Origin of the sequence: Aphanizomenon sp. UHCC 0183 (assembly GCF_009712065.1) — a bacterium.
In the GTDB taxonomy this organism is placed as follows: Bacteria; Cyanobacteriota; Cyanobacteriia; order Cyanobacteriales; family Nostocaceae; genus Dolichospermum; species Dolichospermum heterosporum.
The window spans coordinates 59,185-82,942 of sequence record NZ_VILC01000001.1 but is presented as its reverse complement, the minus strand read 5'-3'; the positions used below and the strand labels follow the sequence as shown (position 1 = coordinate 82,942).

The window sequence follows — 23,758 nt, the reverse complement described above, 5'->3', positions numbered from 1 at the left end:
GGATGTTTTAAAAGTGGTATCCCGTAATTTTCATCACATTGTTACCCCCCTTACAAAGGGGAGAAACAAGAAAATCCAGTTCCCTCCCCTTTATAAGGGGAGGGTTAGGGAGGGGTAAAACATTTGATACAGCAATCGTGACTTTTCAAACACCCTCTTAAAGAAGTCGGGGATATATCTTATTATTTTGTTATAATAAAATTAACACAAAAATATAGCAGCCATGATTAGCAATTTTGTAAATAATAAAAAAGAACTATTTGACCGTTGGGCAAATAGTTATGATTGGACATTTCCTTCTTTTATTTATCAAGCTATTCACCAAAGATTAATTACAAAAGTTGAATTATTACCTCATGCAAATATTCTAGATTTAGGTTGTGGTACTGGACGCTTATTAGATAGATTAGCAACTCAATTTCCAGAAATTACAGCCACAGGTTTAGATTTATCTCCGCAAATGTTGCGGGTAGCGAGACAAAATAACCGCCACCGTCCCCGCTTAATTTATCTGGAAGGTAATGCGGAAAATCTCCCCTTTGCAGAGGGACAATTTGATGCGGTTTTTAATACAATTAGTTTCTTACATTATCCCCAACCAGAACAGGTTTTAAAAGAAGTCGCAAGGGTACTTTCTCCTGGGGGTAAATTTTATTTAGTAGATATTACTTTTAATAACTCATCACCATGTCAAATTACGCCCCATTCTCATACAGCAGTTAGATTTTATAGCCAAAAGCAAAGAGAAGAAATGGGTAATCATGCTGGATTCACTTGTGTAGGTCACTATAATTTACTGGGGTTTGTATTATTAACGGTTTTTCAGAAATAATTATAAATCCCATTTCTCAACCTCTTACTCTCTGCGCCTCTGCGTCTCTGCGCGAGAAAAAAACAGCCAATTTAAACATAAATCAAACTTGATTTAACCAATTATATAAACCTGCCAACCCTTCCCCAGTAGTAGCAGAAACTTGGAAAATTTGTATTTTTGGATTTACCTGTTTTGCATATTCAATACAGCGTTGAACATCAAATTGCAAATAGGGTAATAAATCAATTTTTGTCAAAATCATAATTTCACTATTGCGGAAAATATGGGGATATTTAATTGGTTTATCTTCTCCCTCTGTCACCGATAAAATTACAACTTTAGCAGCTTCTCCCAAGTCAAATAAAGCCGGACAAACTAAATTTCCGACATTTTCAATCATCACCACAGAATTAAGAGGAGGATTCAGTTCTTGTAAACCCCTTTCTATCATTGATGCGTCTAAATGACAGCCCGTACCCGTGTTAATTTGCACGACTTTACAACCTGTTGATTTAATCTTTTCCGCATCATTAGTAGTTTCTTGATCACCTTCAATCACGCTAATAGTTAAATGATCTTTTAAATCATTAATAGTTCGAGTTAATAATGTAGTTTTTCCTGCACCGGGAGAACTCATTAAATTCAAAGCCAGAATATTTCGACCTTTAAACCAGCCGCGATTTTGGGCAGCTAGTAAGTTATTTTTACTTAAGATTTCTTGTTCTAAAGATATGGTTGTATTATGTATTTTAGCATGAATTTGGGGTGATTCTTCATGGTGATGAGAATGAGTAATTACAGTTCCATCTGCTAAAGTATGGGTATGATGATCTGCATATTCCATGTTTGTAATTGTCGTTTGATTATTATCAGCACAACCACAAGTTACACACATAATTCCTCCACTTCAATTTCTTTAATTTTTAGTTCTTCACCAGTTATGATATCTAATTGCACACTACCACATTCACAAATTCCAAAAGGTTTATCTATAGGAAAAGTTGCACCACATTGACGACATTTAGCCATTCCTGGTATTTCTAAAATTTCTAATCTTGCCCCTTCTACTATTGTACCTTGGGCGCAAATATCAAAACAGAATTTAATCGCATCTGGCATAATTGCTGATAATTTGCCGATTTCTAATAATACTCTTTGAACTTTTTTATTTTGGGCGTTTTCGCTAACTATAGCGATGATATTTTGGGTTATTCCTAGTTCGTGCATAGCATAATTTAATAGAAAAAATTGTAGGTTGGGTTAAGCGACAGCGCAACCCAACAAAATCATGAAAATTTTGGAAATGTTGGGTTTCCTTCCGTCAACCCAACCTACGCTTAACATATTCTAGGAACTACCGTAAACTATAATAACTTTTGTAATAAATTATAAACATCTCCCTTATCACCTTCCTTTCTTAAACCTATACCAACTACCAAAACAACTACCTTATCATTTTCCACTTGATAAACTATACGGTAGCGTTGCCCTACAGCCCTAAGACTACGATAATTTATTAGTTGTCCAGTTAAAGGTTTTCCCTGTTTTTCTGGTTCTATTTTTAGTTTATCAATTCGTGAACTTAGAGCTTTTTGGTGACGTTTATCTTTAATATTTGCTAACATCTCTAATGCTAAAGGTGTTAACTGAATTTCAAATTCAATATTATCAGTTTGTGGTTTTTCAAAGTCCGAGTTTGAGTTTTGCATCATGCCAACTAATAGTTTCTCCCCTGTGTGCTTGAGCTATACTTTCTTGTAATTGTTGGGTAAATTCTTTATCAAATAAAATTGCTAAAGTTTCTAATAAAGATTCATATTGCTCAAAACTAATAGCTGCCATGACTGGTTTACCATGTTTGGTAATAATTATTGGCTCTTGTTGTACATCATCAGGCAAATCTAAAATTTGCTGTTGTGCTTCTGTAATTGTGAGGTGTTTTAACATATTCTCTTCACAAATAAGTATTGTATATGATTATATCACTAATTCCTGCACAATGTCACCAATTTTTATTTTCATGATAGAAGATGTTGGGTTTCCTTACCTCAACCCAACCTACGATTAACATATTCTAGGAAGTTGATCACCTACTAACATATCAAGGATTCTTTCCGCACCAAAGGCAGTTTTTAATAATACTATTCCTGGTGGGTTGGTGATAACTTCACCAATGATAGATGCGTCTTTTCCCGTAGGATGATTTCGCATAATTTCTAATATTAAATCGGCTTTTTCAGGAGGTGCAACTATTACTAATTTTCCTTCATTAGCTAAGTATAAGGGTTCTAATCCTAATATTTCACAGACTCCATTTACTTCTTCTCGAATAGGAATTGCGTTTTCATTAATGCGTATGCCTACGTTTGCGGTGAGGGCAAATTCATTTAATACTGTGGCTAAACCTCCTCTGGTTGCGTCTCTCATGGCGTGAATTTGGGGACAAACTTTGATGATTTCGGCGACTAATTCATGTAATGGTTGACAGTCGCTTTCTATATCTGTTTCTAATGCTAATTCTCCTCTGGCAATTAATATTGCTGTGCCATGATTGCCTATTTCTCCATTAATAATTACTACGTCTCCTGGTTGAATGTTGCGAGGAGAAATATTAATTCCTGGGGGAATTATACCAATACCAGCAGTATTAATAAATAGTTTATCAGCACAACCACGATTAACAACTTTGGTGTCTCCTGTGACTATTTGCACTCCAGCTTTTTGGGCTGCTTTCTGCATACTGGCAACTACACGGCGTAATGTTTCTACTGGTAAACCTTCTTCTAAAATGACGCTACAAGTGAGATATAAAGGTTTTGCACCACTCACAGCTAAATCATTAATTGTGCCATTTATTGCTAGTTCTCCTATGTCTGAACCAGGGAAAAATAAGGGGTCTACTACATAAGAATCTGTGGTAAATGCTAGTCGCTTTCCATGTTGAGAAAGACTGGCTAAATCAAATGTGGCTTGGTCTTCTAATTGGGCAAGAATGGGATTATCAAAACTTTTCACAAAGATATCGGCGATTAAATCTCTCATGGCTTTACCACCACTACCATGAGATAAATTAATATGAGTATCTCTCACTTTTCCTGCACGACGACGGACTTGTTCGATTTTTTGAAAGAGTGAATTTTGATTAGGGTTAATTGGCATTTTAAAATTGCTTTGTAATTATATTTTTTTTCTTGTGGGACAGGCATCTTGCCTGTCATTATTAATTAATTACCTACCTGTTTCTTCATGTCTACCATTGTGTTTATCGTAATGTAAAATGCCACCAACTGCCCAATCTTCCCGTTCAAATTCGTCAATATGTACGGTTATCCATTCGGGTTTTGTTCCTAAAGCAGAAACTAAAGCATCGGTTACAGCTTTAACTAATTTTCGCTTTTTTTCTATGGAGTGACCTTTACCAATTTGAACAGTGACAAAAGGCATATAATTTTCCTCAAATTGTGCAATTTAGACTGATAGCGATTGTGGAGATACACCTGATTTATCTCTTTTAGCCATAGTGGAAAGTCGCCCATATTTGTAATATGCTGCACAAGCACCTTCGGAAGAAACCATACAAGTCCCTATGGGTGTTTCTGGTGTGCAAGCTGTTCCAAATACTTGACATTGCCAAGGTTTTAAAACTCCTTTCAGAATTTCTCCACACTGACAAGCTTTATGATCTGCTACTTTTAAATTAGGAATGGTAAATTTAACTTCAGCATCAAATTGGGCATATTCTGCACGAATTTTAAAACCGGAATTGGGGATTTCTCCTAAACCTCGCCATGCAAATTTCTCACGAACTGTAAAAACTTGATTCATGGCTATTAATGCGTTTTGATTTCCCCTAGGTTCTACTAAACGATTATATTGATTTTCGACTTGACAACGATTTTCTACTATTTGTTTTAATAACATCCAAATTGATTGGAAGATATCTAATGGTTCAAAGCCAGAAATAACAATGGGTTTATGATATTCTTGGGCAATAAATTCATAAGGTTCTGTTCCTATGACTATACTTACATGACCTGGTCCAACAAAACCATCAAGTTGTAAATCGGGATTTTCTAATAATGCTTGTAATGCAGGAATTACTAATACATGATTAGAAAACATACTGAAATTAGTAATATTTTCTGCGGCTGCTTGAAGAATGGTAAATGCGGTACTAGGGGCGGTGGTTTCAAAGCCTAAACCAAAGAAAACTATTTCTTTATTGGGGTTTTCTTTGGCTATTTTCAGACTATCCAATGGTGAGTAAACCATGCGAATATCAGCGCCTTGGGCTTTGGCTTGTAATAAGCTGGTTTTTGCACCGGGTACGCGCATTGCGTCGCCAAATGTGGTAAATATGATGTTGGGTAGTTGACAGAGTGCGATCGCATCATCTATTCTCCCTTTAGGCATGACGCAAACTGGACAACCAGGACCATGAATTAATTCTATATTATCGGGTAATATTTCTTCGATTCCATATTTAAAAATAGCATGGGTATGTCCTCCACATACTTCCATTATTTTGATATGTTTGTCTATTTGTTGGCTGAGTTTGATTATTTCTTGTTGTAAAGCGAGGGCTTTTTCAGGGTTGCGAAATTCATCTACATATTTCATATCAATTTTAAATTTTTTTAGGTTTTAGATTTTGGATTAATTACTTCACAAAACATAAATTGATTAGCTAGAATGTCATTATTTTGCTTTTCCAGTCCGTTTTAACGGACTTTTGCTATTAGCCTTGTACTTTAGTGCAAGGCGGCTATTTCTTGCAATAATTGTAATGTTTCTGCGGCTTCTTGTTCGTTGATTCTGTTCATGGCAAAACCGACGTGAACTAATACCCAATCTCCTATACATTTTTCTGGTGGGTGTTGTTCGTCAACTATACAGGCTATATTTATTTGTCTTTTGACTCCTCCAATATTAACCATAGCTAGTTTATGTTCACGGTTGGTTATTTCTGTTATTTGTCCGGGTATTCCTAAACACATTTTAGTTTTCCTTTTTTAAGATTTATCTCACGCAGAGGCGCGGAGACAACAGAGGTTTTTATGTTATTTCTTTTAAGTATTTAGCGGCTGTAATTACACTTTGTCCTAATGATAAACTGCCATCATTTGTCGGTAATATACTGTGAGTTAATACGTTAATTTCTAATTTTTCTAATCGCTTTTTTACCTGTTGTAATAAAATTCGATTTTGAAATACTCCTCCTGTTAATGCTACTTGGTGAAATTCGTGTTCTTGTCTAAGTTGTTTAACCATTGTTACAACAGTAATAGCTAAACTTTTATGAAATTTTGCAGCTATTTCTGATGAGGATATGTGCTGTTTAATATCATTGAGGATTTCTCGCCATGTTGGAGATGTATTTATATAATAAATATTATCTGATTTTTTAAATTTAAAGGAATAATTTAGACTTTCTTCATCATTGTTTAAAATATTGACATCAGCTATTGTTTCCATTTCTATTGCTGCTTGTCCTTCATAGCTACATTGTTCTCGACAAATACCTATTGCGGCTGCAACTGCATCAAATAATCTGCCTACTGATGATGTTAAGGGTGAATTAATACCTTTTTCTATGATTTGGTTGAGTAGTTTTGGGTTGTTAGTTTCTAAAAATTTGATGATTTCTAAATCACTGTACTTTTCTTTGATTTCTTCCCAAGTAAAAGCATTAATTAATTGAGAGTATGTATTTCTCCAAGGTTGATAAATTGCCTGTTTTCCTCCTATCATTGCCATTGGTGTAAATGTAGCTAATCTTTGAAAGTTACAATAATCTGCTAGTAAAAATTCTCCTCCCCACAGTGTACCATCTTCACCATATCCTAACCCATCAAAAGCTATTCCTAAAATGGGTTTTGTATCTAAGGAAATTTGATTTTCTGCCATACAGGCAGCTATATGGGCATGATGATGTTGAATTTCTTCTAATTTAATGTTATTACTTTCTGCTAGTTCTTTGCCAAGTTTAGAAGATAAATACTCTGGATGTTTATCAATAGCAATTATCTCTGGTTGATGTTGAAATAAATTCAGATATAAATTCAATGTTTCTTGATAAGCATTGAAAGCAGCCGCATTTTCTAAATCTCCTAAATGTTGTGATAAAATCGCCTCACTTTCTCGTAATAAGCAAAAGGTGTTTTTTAACTCACTACCCATTGCTAAAATAGGCGGTATATTTTTAAAACCTGGAGGTAAAAGAATTGGTGCTGGTGCATATCCTCTAGCGCGTCTGAGGGTTTGAATCTGATTATCAATAACTCGCACTACAGAATCATCTACTCTATTAACAATATCACGATTATGTAAAAGAAAATAATCAGCTATTTTGGATAATTTATCTTTTGCATCTTCATTATCTATACATTGTGGTTGATCAGAAATATTACCGCTAGTTAAGACTATTGGTACTTTCATTCTTCTGAGAATTAAATGATGTAACGGTGTATAAGGTAGCATAAAACCAAGAGTATTTTGCCCTGGGGCTATAGAAGGTGCTAATTTACTCTGATCTTTAATATTTAATAAAACTATTGGTGCAGCAGAACTTGTTAATAATTCCTTTTCTAAATCATTAACATAGCAATATTCAGAAATAATATTAATATCTCTTGCCATTAAAGCCAAAGGTTTATGATAACGAATTTTACGATTTCTGAGTTTTGAAACTGCATTTTCTAAAGTGGCATCGCAAGCTAAATGGAAACCACCTAAACCTTTAATAGCAACAATTTCACCCTTTTGTAATAACGTACAAACAGCATCCACATCATCCAACATGGAAAACATATCAGAAATCACAGGTTTATCGTCAGTCCTTTCTAACCATGCACGAGGTCCACATACAAAACAAGCCACAGGTTGGGCATGAAACCGACGATTTTCTACATCTTGATATTCCTTTTCACATTCCTGGCACATTGGAAAATTCACCATGCTAGTATTATTTCTATCGTAGGGAATAGCGCGAATAATACTCAACCTTGGACCACAATGAGTACAATTAGTAAAAGGATAACGAAAATAACGACTAAAAGGATCAAAAATCTCCCTTTGACATTGGGGACAACTTGCCGCGTCAGGAGAAATCTCAGTTTTCACCACACTATTAACACTACGAGAAATCACAAAAGTATTAAAATCAAACTCCCCTAAATATGGACTTCTAATCAACTCCTTAATTCTTGCCAAAGGAGGACATTCTTGATATAACTTATTGACAAACTCCGTTATTTCTTCCTCACCACCAGAAACACGAATTAACACCCCTTTCCCATCATTACAAACATCACCCTTTAACCCAAAAACCTTCGCCAAACGATACACAGTAGGACGAAAACCCACACCTTGCACAATCCCACGAACCCTAATTTCTTCTATTCTCATCCTTCCTCCTCTGCGCCTCTGCGTCTCTGCGTGAAATAATCAAAACTTGCAAATCAAAACGCGATTATTCCCAGAATCAGCAACTACCGCAGTTTCCCCACAAACCTTAATTCCATAACACCAATTTAAACTTTGTCTTGTTGGTAGTCCAAAATTCCGATTTTCGCTTTTATTTGTAAAGTTATCTTGTCCCATCACACCATCAGCGATCGCACCCTGCAATAATAAAATAGATGCTTGTTTCTTCCATCCTAGCAACCGGGAATTAGCTGTATCAGCAACTATTAACCAATCCCCCGCAACATCTACCCCATAAGGCATACTTAAACTACTTGCAATGGGGAAATAAACACCTTGATTTAATTCCACAAAATTGAAGTTTTTTTGTCCTAAAACCACCGCACAAGGGGCATTATTTTCTGTTGGTGTTCCTTCCCAAATCATTACCCGGTTATTACCTGCATCAGCAACAACTAAATTATCATCCCAAAGGGTGATATCATGACACCAACGCATACTGGCGGCAGTGGGAGAACCACCCCCATTTTCATTGCGTGATATCATATTCGGTTGTCCCAAAACTATATCCGCAGGTTGTCCATTTTCTGTGGGTAATTGATTCCAAATTAATAACCGACGATTTCCGGTATCAGCTACAAATAACTTACCTTGATGATAAAAAATACCATAAGGCCAATGTAACGTATTAGCCGCAGGTTGTTGATTACCTCGATTTGGTTCATTATCAATAAAGTTAGTTTGTCCTAATACCAAATCTGCGGGAACATGACTATCTTCTGGTATATTGTACCAGATTAAAATGCGGTGATTCCAAGCATCGGCAACAGCTAAACCATTACCACATTTACAAATACCTGTAGGGACACTAAGTGTAGATTTTCCTGGTGGACCCTTAGCATTTTGTCCTTCATGAAAAAAGTCAGTTTGTCCTATTACCCAGTCCGCGGGTTGATGATCTTTTGTGGGTAAATTTTGCCACCCTAATAAACGATGATGTCCTGTATCTGATACCCATAATGGTCCTGTTGGTGATAATAAACAAGCTGCACGGGGTCCAAACATTGTTGTAGGAGTGGGTGCAAGGGGAACTACTAATTGTTCTGGTGTAATATTGTTTCCTAATATTATTTTTGCACCATGAGGAGAGAGAGGTAAATAGGAGACATTTTGGGTTTTCAATGTAAATAGGAAATTAATATTGGTTAATATTACCAGTTTTTACTCTAAGTAGGTGAGCGTTGAAAATTGTCGTTATGGCAAGGCAAAAGGCAAGAGGCAAGAGTGAAGAGGGTTTGGGCGATTTTACATTTCTTTACACAGTTTGGTTTTATTGTGTTCACCTACTTATGGGAAAACCTGGAACAATTATATCAATTTCCTGCATTATTCGTAAAGTTTCTGTTAAAGCAATGACAATTTTTTGATACTAGTCAATTTCCTCAGTAGATAATTCTCTCTTAGAATTTTTTCTATCTTTCAACCATTTATCTAATACTTGATATCCACCAATTTTAAATTCCCAGATATGTGAGGGAAAGTTGTAAATCTAAAAAATTCTGGCAATACATCTTCTCCAGATAAATTAGGAGGAGATTGTAAAACTTCCCATTTTAACGGTATTTTTAGAAAGGGGGCGGTTAGAAACCGCGTCTACACAGACGAAACCCACCTGCGTGGGTTAAATTTCTCTTAGACTTTGGTTGTGTAGCCGCGTTCGCCCTTGGCGTGGCGAAGCCAAGCCATATTCTATTCGTCTGGGCTAGAAAATACTAGCAATTAGAGGTAATAATTTACTACATTCTTCAACCAATTTTGCGGCATTTGGTAAGTTGCTGAGAACTCCTTTTCCCTCGTTCCCAGTCTCCGACTGGGAATGCTTTTCCCTCGTTCCCAGTCTCCGACTGGGAATGCTTTCCGGGAGGTTCTACCTCCCATCTTAACGATATTTATAGAAAGCTGGAAAGAAGATGTTAATTCTGCCAATTTAACCGGCTATACCGGATTTAGAACGCTAAATTAAAGGTAACAAGAAATCTGGGTCAGAATATGCTGCATTGTGAAGAAATTTTACCAATGAAGAGCGATCGCACCCTAAAAAAGGGAATAATATAAATGACTCCATCATAAAAGTCCTGTTATGACCGATACACCCAGCAAAATCCAAGAATTTATTAATTTCGCTCGTTCCCTCAAAGGCTATGAAAAAGGTGAAGGACAGGAATTTTGCGTTAAACTTTTCCAAGCATTTGGACATCGAGGTTGTATTGAAGCAGGTGCAAAGCTAGAGTATCGAATTAAGCCAGACGGACAGCATACAAAGTTTGCGGACTTGGTGTGGCGGCCACGACTACTATTAGAAATGAAAAGTCGTGGTGAAAAGCTAGAGAAACATCATAAACAGGTCTTTGAATATTGGAATGAATTAAAGCCAAAACCTCGATATGTTATTCTCTGCAATTTTGATGAATTTTGGATTTATGACACCCATTTTCAAATTGAAGAACCGGTAAACTTTCTTAAACTGGAAGATTTACCAAAGCGGTATGAGGCTTTAAATTTTCTCTTTCCTGGAAATCAGGGATTTAATGCTGATCATACAGATATTTTATATTATAAAAACATTCCTCCTAATGGAGTTTTACAGTTTGTTGGACGTGAAGATGAAGTTCAAAAGCTAGATGAATTGTTACAGCAACAAAATGGACTCAAAATTGCTGTAATTGTGGGAATGGGTGGAGTAGGTAAAACTGAATTTGCCAAACAATACGCATTAAGACATTTACAAAATTGTCGAGAGAATAAATCTAATATTTCTAGTGGTGGTGTTTGTTGGTTAGATGGTAGAGATGGAGATATAGCTAGACAGATAGTTAATTTTGCCCGAAGTTTTTTAAATTTGAATCCGCCGGAAGATTGGGATATACCAACACAGTTAAATTACTGTTGGCGAAATTGGCGAACTGGTGAATGGTTGATAGTAATAGATGATGTTACAGGCTATGGAAAAATTAAACCTTATTTACCACCAGAATCATCAAGTTTTACAATACTTCTTACCAGACGAGAAAATTTAGGACGTTCATTTTTACATTTGCAACTTGAAACACTTCAACCACAGCCAGCACTAGATTTATTAAAGTCGTTAGTTAGTGCTGAACGCATTGAACAAGAATTAGAAATTGCTGAAAAAATATGCAGTTGGTTGGGTTATTTACCTTTGGGATTGGAGTTAGTTGGACGTTATTTAGATCGTGATCCAGATTTATCATTAAAGACAATATTATCTTTACTAGAGAAAAAGCGGCTGAGGCATACATCAATTATAAAAGCTGATGCTACAATGACAGCTAAACTAGGGGTAAATGATGCCTTTGAATTAAGTTGGGAACGTTTAGATGAAAATGCCCAAGAATTAGGCTGTATGTTAAGTTTGTTTGCTTTGGCTGATATTCCTTGGGAGTTGGTAAAAAAGGCTTATCAAAATTTACCAGTTTTAGAAAATCAAGAAATTGATTTAGATATTGTGGAAGAAGCTAGAGGAGATTTATTAGATTTTAATTTATTGGAACGTACAGGTCAAGGAAGTTATAGAGTACATCCATTAATTCGGGAATTTTTGCGAGATAAGCGGGAAGAGTCAGAGAGAGTTGATAGTTTTAAAACAGGGTTTGTGAATGCAATAGTTACTATAGCAAAACAAATTCCTGAATTTTTAGATATTCAGCATATTCAAACATTTTCTCCTTCTACATCTCATTTAATTGAAGTAGCAAAAGATGAAAATTTGAGAAAATTTATCAGTGAAAATAATTTAATATGGCCTTTTCTTGGGTTAGGTAAGTTTTATATTAGTCAGGGTTTTTATAACACAGCAGAATTATGGATTGAAAAGTGTTTATCTATCATTGAAATTCATTTTGGCTTAGAACATTCAGCCCTCTTAGTTATCCTTAACTATTTAGCAAAAATCTATCAACTTCAAGGTCGCTACAAGGAGGCTCAACGACTTTTATTACAAGCATTGGAAATAAATCAAAATTCAGCAGAGGAAAACGACTTATTTACAGCCGACAGCCTAAATCTGCTAGGAGTAGTTTATAAATCTCAAGGTCTTTACACAGAAGCGGAAATTCGGTTAACCAAGGCATTGGAGCTTAGACGAATTTTAAGAGGAGAAAATCATACTGAGATAGCAAGCTGTCTTGAAAATTTGGCTGGTCTTTACAAAGCTCAATGTCGTTACACAGAAGCAGAACCCCTTTTATTACAAGCCCTGGCAATTCACCAGCTTATTCTGGTAGAAGATCATCCTCATATAGCAAGCTCTTTTAACAACTTATCTGATTTATATCGGTGTCAAAATCGTTATCAAGAAGCAGAATCTCTATGTTTGAAAGCCTTAGAAAAAAGTCAACGCCTACTTGGGTCAGAGAATCCTAATGTAGCCAAAATCCTAAATAATTTGGCTATGATATATCAAAGTCAAAACCGCTACCAAGAAGCTGAATCTGTATTATCACAATGCTTAGAAATTAAAAAGAGACTCTTTGGATCTAAACATCCAGATGTGGCAACCAGCTTAAATAATCTAGCTAACTTATACGAATCTCAAGGTCGTTATCAAGAAGCTGAATCCATATATTTAGATACTTTGGAATTAATGAAAAGCTTATTGGATGAGGAGAATCCCAATGTAGCATTAACTATGAATAATTTAGCATATCTTTATATATGCCAAAAACGCTATAGTGAAGCAAAAGATTGGTATTTTCAAGCATTGAAATTGAGTCAGAGTTTATTCGGAAATAGAAATCATAATGTTGCTCGAATTTTTAAACATTTAGGGTTTATTTATCATGAGGAAATGTCTTATGATAAGGCTCTCGTTCTCTTCATGAAAGCTTTAGAAATTTATCATGAGCAATTCGGAGAAAATCATCCTGATACTGTTGATTGTAAAGAAACTATTGCAACTATTTGGGATAATCTGAAATCTAACAAAAGTGAATTACCCAATTTTAAACCAAAATCCAAAAAAGGCAATTCTCAAAACAAACCTAAAGGATTTGGCAAAAAATAACCCTCTCTTTCTTTGCGTCTTTGCTCCTTTGTACCTTTGCGCGAAACAAAACTAGATATATTATTAAAATTCATACCTAAATCTTATTATGATTTGATATATTAAATAAAATAGCAGATAATAAAAATATGCAAAGTATCAAAATTCGTTCCTACGTAGGTCAAGAGGGGGTGCTTCATTTAGATATCCCTCTGGAGATGAGAGAAACAGAATTAGAAGTAACAGTCACATTTGAACCTGTGAATCAAACCATCAAAATTGCCCAAAATCAAGAAATCAAAGATTTAGAATGGCATGATTTTATTAATAGAACTTATGGCTGTTTAGCAGATGACCCAATTATTAGATATCCTCAAGGTGAATATGAAGAAAGAGAAGCAATAGAATGATTTACTGATAGGATTATTGCAGGAGGTTAGAAATCATTATGACAACACATCAACCAACAGTCACTACTAATGATGATCTTTACGACCAAGATTTTTATCTGTGGATAGAAACAATAGCTAAACAATTAAAAGCAGGGAAATTTGCAGAAATTGATTTAGCAAATCTGATAGAAGAAATTGAAAGCATGGGAAAAAGTGAAAAACGGGAGTTAAAGAGCCGTTTAATTGTGCTATTAATGCACTTACTAAAATGGCAATATCAACCTGAAAAACGTAGTGAAAGCTGGCGCAGTACGATTACAGAGCAACGTATTTGTATTGAATTATTATTAGAAGATAGTCCTAGTTTGCAACCTCTATTTATAGAAATATTTGCAGATTGTTATGAAAAAGCTCGTTTAAAAGCATCTGAAGAAACAGGAATTAAATTAAACTTCTTTCCTAAAGAATCTCCTTTTACTTTAGCAGAAACCCTGAAAAATTACTTTTTGAATAATTAAATTATATCAATTTTCATGTTTATTTGTTCATATTTCAGTCTCTGTTTTAGGGAAAGTTAAGGCTTTTATTCCAGTGATTCTCAGCCTGTGACTCCTAAATTAACTTATTTTCCGTAGTATAGAGGATGCGGTTTGAAGTTATCTGTAAAATTGTATCTGTCTAAACTAGATAGGAAATTGAAATTATGAAAGTTAATTTACAACTAGCGCTCAATGATGCTGGTATAGATGCAAATCAAACTAGCACTCAACGTCAATTAGTAGTTTCTGTTTCTGCTAGTGGTGAAACAATAGATCGGACTGTGCCTTTGAATTTATGCTTAATTCTCGATCATAGCGGTTCAATGATGGGAAAATCCCTAGAAACTGTGAAAAATGCCGCTTGTTTATTGGTAGATCGTCTCACTCCTGAAGATCGCCTCAGTGTGGTTGTTTTTGACCACCGGGCTAAAGTTCTAGTCCCAAATCAGTTAATTAGCGATCGCCAACATATTAAAAAACAGATAATGCAACTCAAAGCTGATGGGGGAACTGCCATTGATGAGGGTTTACGCTTAGGAATTGAAGAGTTAGCCAAGGGTAAACATGATACAGTTTCCCAAGCATTTTTACTGACTGATGGAGAAAATGAACATGGTGATAACGATCGCTGTTTGAAATTTGCCCAATTAGCCGCCAGTTATAATTTAACTCTAAATACATTGGGATTTGGTGACAATTGGAATGATAAAGTTTTAGAAAAAATCGCTGATGCTGGTATGGGTACGTTGTCTTATATTCAACACCCAGATCAGGCTGTATCGGAATTTGGGCGGTTGTTTAGTCGAATGCAAACAGTGGGGTTGACTAACGCTCAACTATTATTATCCTTAATGCCTAATGTGCGGTTAGCAGAACTCAAACCCATTGCCCAAGTTTCCCCAGATACCATTGAGTTACCAGTACAACCCGAAAGCGATGGGCGCTTGGTGGTGAGATTGGGCGATTTAATGAAAGACGGGGAACGGGTAGTTTTAGTTAATATTTATGTGGGACAGTTGCCAGAAGGTAAACAGGCGATCGCTAATGTTCAAGTCCGCTACGATGACCCCGCCCATAACCAAATCGGGCTATACTCCCCCAATCTACCAATTTATGCTCATGTCACCAGGGAATACCAACCAGCACCAAATCCCCAGGTACAACGGTCGGTTTTAGCTTTAGCCAAATATCGCCAAACCCAGTTAGCAGAAACGAAATTACAGCAGGGTGATCGGGCTGGTGCAGCAACGATGTTACAAACTGCGGCAAAAACTGCGCTGCAAATGGGAGATGCTAGTGCTGCAACGGTATTGCAAGTTTCCGCCACCCGCTTACAAGCTGGGGAACAGTTATCAGAAAGCGATCGCAAAAAAACCAGAATTGTCTCAAAAACTGTTTTGCAAGATGCTTCCCCTCAATGAAAGTTCAACTAACATCGGCTCTAAATGATACCAACGTTGATGCTGCCCAACAAAGCAATCAACGTCAACTCTCAATTTCTATTTCCGCTATTCCTGCTGAATTTGAACAAAGTTTACCCTTGAATCTCTGCTTGATTCTCGATCAAAGTGGTTCTATGTCCGGTGAACCCATGAATATTGTCATTCAAGCAGTTGAGCAATTATTGGATCAATTAAAAGTTGGTGACAGGATTTCCATCATCGGTTTTGCTGGCACATCTGGAGTCATTATCCCCAACCAAATCATCCAAGATATTGAAAGCATCAAAACCCAGTTAAGAGCCAAGCTAAAGGCTGCTGGAGGGACTGTCATCGCCGAAGGTTTATCCTTGGGGATTACAGAACTACTCAAAGGCACAAAAGGGGCGGTTTCCCAAGCCTTCCTCCTCACAGATGGTCATGGGGATAACGGGTTACAGATTTGGAAATGGCAAATTGGACCAAATGACAATAAACGTTGTTTGCAACTTGCCAAAAAAGCCGCCAAACTCAACCTGACAATTAACACCCTGGGTTTTGGTGATGACTGGAATCCAGATTTATTGGAAAAGATTGCTGATGCAGGGGGTGGGACTCTAGCTTATATCGAGAACCCAGAGCAAGCTGTAACTCAATTTGCGCGGCTATTTCGGCGGGTACAGTCGGTGGGATTAACAAATGCCCATTTACTCCTATCTTTAGTCCCTGTTGTCCGTCTGGCGGAACTCAAACCCGTTGCCCAAGTTGCGCCAGATACCATTGAATTACCAGTGGAAACCGATGCTAATGGGACTTTAATACTGCGGTTAGGGGACTTGATGAAGGATAGCGAAAGGGTTGTTTTAGCGAATATTTATCTGGGACAATTACCAGAAGGGAAACAAGTCATTGGTCATATTCAAATTCGCTATGATGACCCATCCTTGAATAAAGAGGGTTTACTTTCTCCCTTAGTGCCAATATATGCCAATTTTACCAAGAGTTATGAACCTGCTCTCAATTCCCAGGTGCTAAACTCGATTCTGCTTTTGGCTAAATATCGGCAAACTCAATTAGCTGAGGCAAAATTAGAACTAGGCGATCGCCTTGGTGCTGCCACAATGTTACAAACTGCTGCTAATACCGCCTTACAAATTGGCGATACCTGTGCAGCCACCGTGCTACAAGTTTCAGCAACTCGCTTACAAGCAGGTGAAGAACTCACCGAAAGCGATCGCAAGAAGACAAGAATGGCATCCAAGACTATTTTGAAAGAATAGCTGTAGGGTAGGTCTTTTGGCCTACCTGATCAAATTTTCGGCAATTTTCGAGCCAGCGATCGCTCAAAAACCATTAAGTAGGGTTTGCTGATAGCGCAGCGTGGCGTTAGCCATACTTCTAGTAGTTCGTCAAATTTATTTTGACGGGTAATGATCGGAAAAAACTTCTGTTCTTCCCTCCCCCTCTACCTCCCCCACCCCCCCCACCTCCCCCACCCCCCCTACCTCCCCCTACCCCCCTACCCCCCTACCCCCCCTACTCGCCTTCACCCGTCATTTTCGGGTTGACACACTACTAGCCCTCACAGATAACTTTTTCAGCAACCCCTACTTATAAACATCCGCCATATCAGATTTTATTGAATTTGTACACACCTGATAGGAAGATGAATAGGAGTAATTTAAGGTTTAAAGTATCTATATATGGTAAACACCTGGTATATATAAAGGCTTGGCTAACACCCAAGCCTTTTTTATATTTAAATTAATTTGTATAATTTCATATAGACTAATATTTGCAACGCCAATATATATTTTTGTCTTGATCTATCACAATTAGAGCAATCTGTACACATTCCATAGGAAGATGATATGTGACTAGAGTAGCACTAAATTAATTGAGTACGTTGTTAAGCACAGCAATTATGGAGGTTTGGTCATAGCACCAAACCTTTTTTTTCGTTTATAATCCGTTAAAAGGGACTTGAGTTATTAGCTCTGAACTATGGCTTGACTCCTCACTTTAAAAACTCCTTGGGATTTTTTGCTTCCCAACCTAAATAACCGTTAGAACGCATTTCAAAATGAAGATGGGGTTGAGTAGAGGTTGGTTGTCCTGTAGTTCCCACTGATCCTAAAATATCGCCTTTGTTGACCGTTTGACCGAGCGTGACCTTGATGCTGTCAAGTTGGGCGTAACGGCTCTGTGAGCCACCTGCGTGGTTAATAATGACTAATTTGCCGTAACTACCTTGTTCCTTGGCAAAGACGACGATTCCTGAAGCGATCGCTGCCACAGGAGTATTTACTGGCGCTAACAAATCTACGCCACTATGAAAGAAAACGTCTCCTGTTACCGGGTGATATTGCCAACCATAAGCTAATCCAACCTCTGTAACACTTGGCAAGGGATAACCAGTAATGTTTTCAGCGGGGGTACTAGGTGCCGTAGCAATTACCCCAGCAGCAGGAGTAGGGGCAGTAGTATTAGTTACCCCTGGAAGTATTGGTAAAAAAACAAATTTAGGGGTTTTCTGACAACCATTGATTTCAAAGACTGTATCTGGGCGAACTTTATATTTAGATGCGATTTGTCGCCAGCTTTGATTACGAGGAACTTCCACAACAATGCCATTAAAAGGAAGAATTTGCAATTCTGTACCTGGACTTACCACCCCATTCTTAACAGATGGATTGATTCCCATAATGGTTTCTGGTGATAGATTATAGCGATTAGCTATACTTGCTAAAGTTTCACCGCGATTAACTTGATGACGTTGGATACGAGCTAAGACGGGAACAGGACAACTCCCTGGACTAGCATTAGCACTTTGTAATTGTAATAAGGTGGATAATAAACCTAAAGTGCTAAATAAGCTCAAAAAACATAGTGAACAATAGGAAAATTTCATGTAAAGAAGTCCAGAAACCGCTAATTTTTAGATTTTAGTGGGGAATTGTTAAAGATAGGATAAAGTTTTTCCTCTATCTTTTTACTACCTATTTTGAGTAAATCCATGATGAAATCTAAGAACTAGTAGTTCGTCAAATTTATTTTGACGGGTAATGGAAAAAAACTTCTGTTCTTCCCTCCCCCCCTACCTCCCCCACCTCCCCCACCTCCCCCACCTCCCCCACCTCCCCCACCTCTCTTCTCCCCTTCACCCGTCATTTTCGGGTTGACAGACTACTAGATATGATCCCCGAATATGCTGACAAATTTTTGATATTTATCGCTCAAATAATCTGTTCACTGAAGGTTTGCTTGATTACACTAAAGAGATAAGCTTTCATCTGTCCTTGAGTGCCATTATTCTTAATAATTATGAATGTATCTTGGAAGCAACTGGCTGTTTATCTAGGTTTGGTGGTAATTGGCTCTGGTGGTGGTGTATTTGTTAGTCGTTATTTTTGGACGCACAATCTTTCATTTCAAGAATTAAAAAATGTGGCAGTAACTTTACCTGCTGAATCTGCTGCTCCTCAACCTGTCAATGGCATACTTAACACTTCGGGAAGTGATAATATCAATTTTATCGCCACTGCTGTCGGCAGAGTTGGTCCTGCGGTTGTGCGAATTAATGCAATTCGTAAAGTATCAAATCCGATGACTGAAGCTCTCAAAAATCCCTTATTTCGCCATTTTTTTAAAGAGGATGAACAACCAATCCCCTCAGAAAAAGTTGAGCGGGGAACAGGTTCAGGATTTATACTGAGTGAGGATGGTAAGTTATTAACTAATGCTCATGTAGTGGCAGATACAGACACGGTTCAAGTTACCCTCAAAGATGGGCGGAGTTTTGAGGGGAAGGTGGTAGGAGTTGATACGGTGACAGATATAGCCGCAGTCAAAATTTCCGCCCACAAGTTGCCGATAGTCAAGTTAGGTAATTCACAAAATTTAATTCCTGGACAATGGGCGATCGCTATAGGCAATCCGTTAGGTTTAGATAATACTGTCACTATTGGCATTATCAGTGCCACGGACAGAACTAGCGCCCAAGTAGGCGTTCCTAATAAGCGCGTTAGTTTTATCCAAACAGATGCAGCTATTAATCCTGGCAATTCTGGTGGACCACTCTTAAATGCTCAAGGGCAAGTTATTGGCGTAAATACTGCTATCCGTGCTGATGCTCAAGGACTTGGTTTTGCTATCCCCATTGAAACCGCCTTTCGTGTAGCCAATGAACTATTTACCACAGGAGAAGTTGCTCACCCCTTTCTAGGAATTGAGATGATAGACATTTCCACAACCACAAAAGAGCGACTGAAAGCGGAAGATCAGCTAAACATTCAGCCAGACGTGGGAATTGTTATCAGAAAAGTTATGGAAAAATCACCCGCACAGATAGGAGGATTACTTCCTGGTGACGTGATTCAAAAAGTTAATGGTAAACAAATCAAAATTGCGGCTCAAGTCCAAAAGATAGTCGAATCGAGTAGTGTTGGAGACATTCTTACCATAGAAGTCAACCGCAATGGGAAAACTCAAATATTTCAGGTTCGTTCGGGAAATTATAAGGGAAATGCCGAAAACCCTTGAAGATGTAGCTGACTTACAGCAAATTGTCATCAAACCCGGAACAAGAACCCCACCCCCAACCCCCTCCCCGCAAGCGATGAGGGGCTAAGATGTACCTTATATGATTGGAAATTGCTGTAGGAAGCTACATCTGTGCTTTAGACAAGGGATGAAGGCTAGAGGCTTTCCTTTATCCTGCATTAACATTAATTTAAAAATTTGAAATAACTTCAAATTTTAATCCATATTCGTGATACAGTTAAATTGTCAGCAAAGACATTAAAAACCTACCGGGGGACTCTCGGAAAGTTACGCTTGTCAGAAATGATTCTGCCGGTAATGGCAAACAGGATCAGGGCAGGAACCCAAATATTTAAGGAACCCTGCCTGAAGCTGGGATAACTGAGAGATATAGACTGAAACTCTCTATAGAATCCCCGCGTCTTTAGACCGGGGAGTGTCAACCTCAATAGCAGGGGACAGAGAACAGGAATAGGAAGCAGGGGGAGGGGAAGAAACTTTCTTTTTGTTCTTTGTTTTTGGTGAACTCCTGACTCCTGACTCCTGACTCCTGACTCCTATTGATTGGATAAATGTTCCAATTGCATTCTCTGTTCCATTTGGCGGAGAAAATAACCTGTCATCATTGCTGATGCTAGTATTCCCGCTAGATTTTCCCGGTCTGTTGTAATTTGCACATTAAAATGTTCTGTCGGTATCACTCCCACGAGTCCTTGGACATTCTGGGAAATGATTTGTTTAATTTCGGGGCTGACAGCTTGGGCTACACGGGCTAAAACTTCAGGAGATTGATGCTGTAAATATTTCAGTAATTGGTTTGGGTTGTCCCCAAAGCGATCATTCAGAAGTTGATTAGGGTGTTGCTCAGAGTCGTCTTGCAAAAAGTCAGGATCAAACACCATTGGCGATTTATATTAGCTTAACTGCTGATTTTACTCTAAACCATATTCATAGGGTAGCGCATTTTCTACAGAGAAAAGGGAATAGGGAATAGAGAAGGGTTTTTTAATTTTGAATTGTTCCCTCCTCTGCCTCTAATCCTTCTAACTCCAGTTCTAGTTGCTGTTCTTTGTCTGGAATTGCCAAAATTTGGGGTAGTTGTTCGATTTGAAAATACTGATGAAATTTTGGTGTTATTTGCAGAGAAAAGGAGCGAGAATCACTTTCTCGGCGTTTGCGGACGAAACCGGATTCTACTAATTCTTGAACGTGCTGATAAGCTCCTGAACCCCGTAAATTAATCAATTCACTTTGCAATATGGGATTATGGAGGGCGATCGCTGCTAATGTCCGTAATGCCCCAACTCCCAATTCTACTGGTATTATAGCTTGCACTAAATCATGAAATTCTGACCGCAGTTGTAAACTATAACCATGTTCAGTTTCTACGACTTCTAAAGCTGTGTCTTGACGGGAATAATTCTCAATTAGTTGGATAATTCCTTCTTCTGCTGTGAAGCGATCGCATTTCGCATATTCAGCAATTTCACTTAGTGATAAGGGTTTACCCTTTAAATAAAGAATCGCTTCTATTTTGCCTACTATAGGTATATTCTTGGGCATTCAGTATTTTAGATTTTAGATTTTGGATTTTAGATTTTAGAAAATTTTTCTCCCCCTGCTTGCCCCCTGCTGCCTGCTCCCCTGCTTATTCTCTATAACTAAGTATAAATTCTGCGATCGCCAAATCTTGAGGAGTAGTAATTTTCAAATTAGTCTCTTCCCCCGAAACTATCCTCACTTCAATACCGCATTTTTCAAACAAAGCCGCATCATCAGTCACTTCCCAACCTTGACGGACACCTTCAGCATGGCACTGTTTTAACAATTTGACATCGAACCCTTGGGGGGTTTGAGCCGCCCAAAGTTGTTTACGTTCTGGTGTACTTTTAATTATGCCATTGTCATCAACAACTTTAATGGTATCTTTAACAGGTACAGCCGCAATTAAACCAGAACAATTGAGAATTGCTTCAGAACAAGCATTAAATAAATCTGGTGTTGCCAAACAACGAGCGCCATCATGGATTAATACCTGTCCCGCATTATTTGGTAATGCCTGTAAGCCATTATAAACTGACTCTTGACGAGTAGAACCACCAGAAATTAATTCTATTGTTTTTTTTAGCTTTAATTCAGCGATAATAGACTTGAACTTGTCCCAATCTTGAGGTTGAGAAACAATTCCTATCCAACTAATAGAACTTGCGGCTTCTGCTGCCAACAAAGTCCAAGCAATCAATGGTTTTGAACGTACCTGTAATAAAAGTTTATTACGATCAGCGCCCATTCTTTTGCCACTTCCAGCAGCGGGAATTAGTAAATGCACAACTTTTCCTTGATCTTTAATTAAATAAATTCAGAATACCCATTTTTGAGAATAACTTCACTAGCAAAATTCAAAAACTCCTAACTTCTAACCCTTGGGCGCACGCCCTGCGCCCCTACATCTTAAGATCGTGACTCATAATTCTCAATACCTATATTCTCCTAAAATATAAAACAATAAACGTTAATAAATATTATGCGTGTAGTAACCCTTGTACCTGGTTCAATTGATAACCAAATTCTTTTTTTTGCCACTCTTGATGATCTTAAGCGTTATTATCCCGACGCGCAGATAGATGTCATTGTCGAACCCCAGTCAAAGGCTGCTTACCGAGTAAGCAAGTCAGTTCATGATGTATTAACTTTTGACTACAAAGATCGTAATAGTTTGGCTGATTGGGGTAACTTAGTTGGCATGATCCGCGATCGTGAGTATGATGTCGCTATTATTGTTGGACAAAGTTGGTTAGTAGGCTTGCTAATGTGGTTAACAGGAATCCCCACACGCATTGGCTATCAAGGACAAGGTGCGGTTTTTCTCACTAATCACATTACACCCAACCTATCCCAATATGTGGCAAAAGTGTACCATGACCTACTCAAACCTTTAAAGATTAATACTCCTTGTCCACCACTATCAGTAAATGTGCCAAAAGTAGACATCGAATGGGCGCAAGGAGAACAAAAACGTTTAGGCGTAAGTGAATCAGGTTTTATTCTCATCAATGCTGGTGGATCTAATTTAGATACAACCTACCCTGTAGAAAGTTGGCAAAAAATCATTGCAGCTTGCCAAGAAAAACAACCAGATTTACCCGTTGTTGTCATTAAAGAAGCTGATAATGAGTCGTTTGTGCGTTCAATTTTAGAACATTGTCACAATATTAAAGTTACTTCCCCCGATGATATTGGCAAACTAACCGCCATCATTGGTGGCGCTAGTTTAATGTTGTCTGTAGAAAATAGTCTTCTGCAATTGAGTATAGCAGTAGAAACATATACAATAGCTTTGCTAAATTCTACGGACTCAGAAAAATTATTACCCACAAGTGAAAAAGTCTTAGCTATTACCTCACCCACTGGAAAACTAGCAGATATTGCGCCCCAAATAGTCTTAGAAAAAATTTGGGGAAGTTAACTATTATCAATTTTGGATTTTAGATTTTAGCTTCAAAATCATCTAGCAGGAGTCAGGAGTCAGAAGGAAATTTTTTCCCTGTTCCCTGTTCCCTGTCCCC

The 23,758-nt window shown here is 37.6% G+C and carries 23 protein-coding genes; 8 read left to right on the top strand and 15 right to left on the bottom strand.

The genetic code is table 11. From position 1 onward, the window contains the following. The first annotated feature begins 223 nt into the window (after positions 1-223). Entirely contained in the window at positions 224-832 is a 609-nt protein-coding gene (locus tag FJR37_RS00405; protein ID WP_168464988.1) for a class I SAM-dependent methyltransferase, read from the top strand. Positions 833-914: 82 nt separating this feature from the next. Here FJR37_RS00405 and hypB read toward each other — a convergent pair whose 3' ends face one another. From hypB to FJR37_RS26685, 11 genes are all read right to left on the bottom strand, one after another. After that, positions 915-1,709, bottom strand: a complete 795-nt coding sequence (gene hypB, locus FJR37_RS00400; RefSeq protein WP_168464987.1) for a hydrogenase nickel incorporation protein HypB — start codon at positions 1,707-1,709, stop codon at positions 915-917. Next, positions 1,700-2,041 carry a hydrogenase maturation nickel metallochaperone HypA gene (gene hypA / locus FJR37_RS00395; protein ID WP_168464986.1) on the bottom strand — a complete coding sequence of 114 codons (342 nt, stop codon included), beginning with the start codon at positions 2,039-2,041 and terminating at the stop codon, positions 1,700-1,702. The genes hypB and hypA overlap by 10 nt, the downstream gene beginning before the upstream one ends. A 137-nt stretch (positions 2,042-2,178) precedes the next feature. Further along, entirely contained in the window at positions 2,179-2,526 is a 348-nt protein-coding gene (locus tag FJR37_RS00390) for a type II toxin-antitoxin system RelE/ParE family toxin (protein WP_242032347.1), read from the bottom strand. Next, positions 2,498-2,761 (bottom strand): type II toxin-antitoxin system Phd/YefM family antitoxin, encoded by a 264-nt coding sequence (locus FJR37_RS00385; RefSeq protein WP_039204508.1) that lies wholly within the window; start codon positions 2,759-2,761, stop codon positions 2,498-2,500. Before FJR37_RS00385 ends, FJR37_RS00390 begins: the two co-directional genes overlap by 29 nt. 117 nt (positions 2,762-2,878) lie before the next feature. Next, positions 2,879-3,973: a hydrogenase expression/formation protein HypE gene (gene hypE / locus FJR37_RS00380; RefSeq protein WP_168464985.1), complete on the bottom strand. Its 1,095-nt coding sequence runs from the start codon at positions 3,971-3,973 to the stop codon at positions 2,879-2,881. Between the two features lie 69 nt (positions 3,974-4,042). Beyond that, on the bottom strand, positions 4,043-4,258 hold the full coding sequence (locus FJR37_RS00375; protein WP_168464984.1) for a 4-oxalocrotonate tautomerase family protein: 216 nt from the start codon (positions 4,256-4,258) through the stop codon (positions 4,043-4,045). Positions 4,259-4,282: 24 nt separating this feature from the next. Beyond that, complete coding sequence (gene hypD, locus FJR37_RS00370) at positions 4,283-5,434, bottom strand: hydrogenase formation protein HypD (RefSeq protein WP_039204501.1); 1,152 nt, start codon at positions 5,432-5,434, stop codon at positions 4,283-4,285. A 131-nt stretch (positions 5,435-5,565) separates the two neighbouring features. Then, complete coding sequence (locus tag FJR37_RS00365) at positions 5,566-5,811, bottom strand: HypC/HybG/HupF family hydrogenase formation chaperone (RefSeq protein ID WP_039204499.1); 246 nt, start codon at positions 5,809-5,811, stop codon at positions 5,566-5,568. Positions 5,812-5,869: 58 nt separating this feature from the next. Beyond that, positions 5,870-8,221 carry a carbamoyltransferase HypF gene (gene hypF / locus FJR37_RS00360; RefSeq protein WP_168464983.1) on the bottom strand — a complete coding sequence of 784 codons (2,352 nt, stop codon included), beginning with the start codon at positions 8,219-8,221 and terminating at the stop codon, positions 5,870-5,872. Positions 8,222-8,260: 39 nt separating this feature from the next. Continuing rightward, positions 8,261-9,421, bottom strand: a complete 1,161-nt coding sequence (locus tag FJR37_RS00355; RefSeq protein ID WP_168464982.1) for a hypothetical protein — start codon at positions 9,419-9,421, stop codon at positions 8,261-8,263. 247 nt (positions 9,422-9,668) lie between these two features. After that, complete coding sequence (locus tag FJR37_RS26685) at positions 9,669-9,788, bottom strand: type ISP restriction/modification enzyme (protein WP_199924453.1); 120 nt, start codon at positions 9,786-9,788, stop codon at positions 9,669-9,671. Between the two features lie 591 nt (positions 9,789-10,379). Here FJR37_RS26685 and FJR37_RS00345 point away from each other — a divergent pair. The 5 genes from FJR37_RS00345 (at position 10,380) to FJR37_RS00325 (ending at position 16,930) form a co-directional block, all read left to right on the top strand. Continuing rightward, the gene (locus FJR37_RS00345; RefSeq protein ID WP_168464981.1) at positions 10,380-13,322 is read left to right on the top strand and encodes a tetratricopeptide repeat protein; all 2,943 of its coding nucleotides are present in this window, start codon (positions 10,380-10,382) and stop codon (positions 13,320-13,322) included. A gap of 128 nt (positions 13,323-13,450) precedes the next feature. Next, positions 13,451-13,711: a hypothetical protein gene (locus FJR37_RS00340; protein WP_168464980.1), complete on the top strand. Its 261-nt coding sequence runs from the start codon at positions 13,451-13,453 to the stop codon at positions 13,709-13,711. 38 nt (positions 13,712-13,749) lie between these two features. Further along, positions 13,750-14,211, top strand: coding sequence for a DUF29 domain-containing protein (locus FJR37_RS00335; protein WP_168464979.1), 462 nt, complete (start codon positions 13,750-13,752; stop codon positions 14,209-14,211). 185 nt (positions 14,212-14,396) lie between these two features. After that, positions 14,397-15,653, top strand: coding sequence for a VWA domain-containing protein (locus FJR37_RS00330; RefSeq protein WP_168464978.1), 1,257 nt, complete (start codon positions 14,397-14,399; stop codon positions 15,651-15,653). Then, positions 15,650-16,930 carry a VWA domain-containing protein gene (locus tag FJR37_RS00325; protein ID WP_027401714.1) on the top strand — a complete coding sequence of 427 codons (1,281 nt, stop codon included), beginning with the start codon at positions 15,650-15,652 and terminating at the stop codon, positions 16,928-16,930. The genes FJR37_RS00330 and FJR37_RS00325 overlap by 4 nt, the downstream gene beginning before the upstream one ends. A gap of 737 nt (positions 16,931-17,667) precedes the next feature. Here FJR37_RS00325 and FJR37_RS00320 read toward each other — a convergent pair. Continuing rightward, positions 17,668-18,561, bottom strand: a complete 894-nt coding sequence (locus FJR37_RS00320; RefSeq protein ID WP_168464977.1) for a M23 family metallopeptidase — start codon at positions 18,559-18,561, stop codon at positions 17,668-17,670. A gap of 413 nt (positions 18,562-18,974) precedes the next feature. Between FJR37_RS00320 and FJR37_RS00315 the strand changes: the two genes are divergently transcribed. Further along, a complete protein-coding gene (locus tag FJR37_RS00315) occupies positions 18,975-20,192 on the top strand; it encodes an HhoA/HhoB/HtrA family serine endopeptidase (protein ID WP_168464976.1) in 1,218 nt (405 codons plus the stop codon). A 557-nt stretch (positions 20,193-20,749) separates the two neighbouring features. On the opposite strand, the gene FJR37_RS00310 is transcribed toward FJR37_RS00315, so the two are convergent. The 3 genes from FJR37_RS00310 to ispD all read right to left on the bottom strand — a co-directional run bounded on the left by FJR37_RS00310 (position 20,750) and on the right by ispD (position 22,521). After that, on the bottom strand, positions 20,750-21,094 hold the full coding sequence (locus FJR37_RS00310; RefSeq protein WP_027401717.1) for a DUF760 domain-containing protein: 345 nt from the start codon (positions 21,092-21,094) through the stop codon (positions 20,750-20,752). A gap of 103 nt (positions 21,095-21,197) precedes the next feature. Beyond that, on the bottom strand, positions 21,198-21,755 hold the full coding sequence (gene scpB, locus FJR37_RS00305) for an SMC-Scp complex subunit ScpB (RefSeq protein WP_168464975.1): 558 nt from the start codon (positions 21,753-21,755) through the stop codon (positions 21,198-21,200). A gap of 85 nt (positions 21,756-21,840) precedes the next feature. Then, on the bottom strand, positions 21,841-22,521 hold the full coding sequence (ispD, locus tag FJR37_RS00300) for a 2-C-methyl-D-erythritol 4-phosphate cytidylyltransferase (RefSeq protein ID WP_039201346.1): 681 nt from the start codon (positions 22,519-22,521) through the stop codon (positions 21,841-21,843). A gap of 195 nt (positions 22,522-22,716) precedes the next feature. Here ispD and FJR37_RS00295 point away from each other — a divergent pair, with 195 nt between their 5' ends. Next, positions 22,717-23,658: a glycosyltransferase family 9 protein gene (locus FJR37_RS00295; protein ID WP_053539653.1), complete on the top strand. Its 942-nt coding sequence runs from the start codon at positions 22,717-22,719 to the stop codon at positions 23,656-23,658. Positions 23,659-23,758 lie beyond the last annotated feature (100 nt).

What these genes read in the sequence shown, in the direction of transcription:
- FJR37_RS00405 (WP_168464988.1), top strand. Translation starts at nt 224, where the DNA reads ATGATTAGCAATTTTGTAAATAATAAAAAAGAACTATTTGACCGTTGG.
- hypB (WP_168464987.1), bottom strand. Translation starts at nt 1,709, where the DNA reads ATGTGTGTAACTTGTGGTTGTGCTGATAATAATCAAACGACAATTACA.
- hypA (WP_168464986.1), bottom strand. Translation starts at nt 2,041, where the DNA reads ATGCACGAACTAGGAATAACCCAAAATATCATCGCTATAGTTAGCGAA.
- FJR37_RS00390 (WP_242032347.1), bottom strand. Translation starts at nt 2,526, where the DNA reads ATGATGCAAAACTCAAACTCGGACTTTGAAAAACCACAAACTGATAAT.
- FJR37_RS00385 (WP_039204508.1), bottom strand. Translation starts at nt 2,761, where the DNA reads ATGTTAAAACACCTCACAATTACAGAAGCACAACAGCAAATTTTAGAT.
- hypE (WP_168464985.1), bottom strand. Translation starts at nt 3,973, where the DNA reads ATGCCAATTAACCCTAATCAAAATTCACTCTTTCAAAAAATCGAACAA.
- FJR37_RS00375 (WP_168464984.1), bottom strand. Translation starts at nt 4,258, where the DNA reads ATGCCTTTTGTCACTGTTCAAATTGGTAAAGGTCACTCCATAGAAAAA.
- hypD (WP_039204501.1), bottom strand. Translation starts at nt 5,434, where the DNA reads ATGAAATATGTAGATGAATTTCGCAACCCTGAAAAAGCCCTCGCTTTA.
- FJR37_RS00365 (WP_039204499.1), bottom strand. Translation starts at nt 5,811, where the DNA reads ATGTGTTTAGGAATACCCGGACAAATAACAGAAATAACCAACCGTGAA.
- hypF (WP_168464983.1), bottom strand. Translation starts at nt 8,221, where the DNA reads ATGAGAATAGAAGAAATTAGGGTTCGTGGGATTGTGCAAGGTGTGGGT.
- FJR37_RS00345 (WP_168464981.1), top strand. Translation starts at nt 10,380, where the DNA reads ATGACCGATACACCCAGCAAAATCCAAGAATTTATTAATTTCGCTCGT.
- FJR37_RS00340 (WP_168464980.1), top strand. Translation starts at nt 13,451, where the DNA reads ATGCAAAGTATCAAAATTCGTTCCTACGTAGGTCAAGAGGGGGTGCTT.
- FJR37_RS00335 (WP_168464979.1), top strand. Translation starts at nt 13,750, where the DNA reads ATGACAACACATCAACCAACAGTCACTACTAATGATGATCTTTACGAC.
- FJR37_RS00330 (WP_168464978.1), top strand. Translation starts at nt 14,397, where the DNA reads ATGAAAGTTAATTTACAACTAGCGCTCAATGATGCTGGTATAGATGCA.
- FJR37_RS00325 (WP_027401714.1), top strand. Translation starts at nt 15,650, where the DNA reads ATGAAAGTTCAACTAACATCGGCTCTAAATGATACCAACGTTGATGCT.
- FJR37_RS00320 (WP_168464977.1), bottom strand. Translation starts at nt 18,561, where the DNA reads ATGAAATTTTCCTATTGTTCACTATGTTTTTTGAGCTTATTTAGCACT.
- FJR37_RS00315 (WP_168464976.1), top strand. Translation starts at nt 18,975, where the DNA reads ATGAATGTATCTTGGAAGCAACTGGCTGTTTATCTAGGTTTGGTGGTA.
- FJR37_RS00310 (WP_027401717.1), bottom strand. Translation starts at nt 21,094, where the DNA reads ATGGTGTTTGATCCTGACTTTTTGCAAGACGACTCTGAGCAACACCCT.
- scpB (WP_168464975.1), bottom strand. Translation starts at nt 21,755, where the DNA reads ATGCCCAAGAATATACCTATAGTAGGCAAAATAGAAGCGATTCTTTAT.
- FJR37_RS00295 (WP_053539653.1), top strand. Translation starts at nt 22,717, where the DNA reads ATGCGTGTAGTAACCCTTGTACCTGGTTCAATTGATAACCAAATTCTT.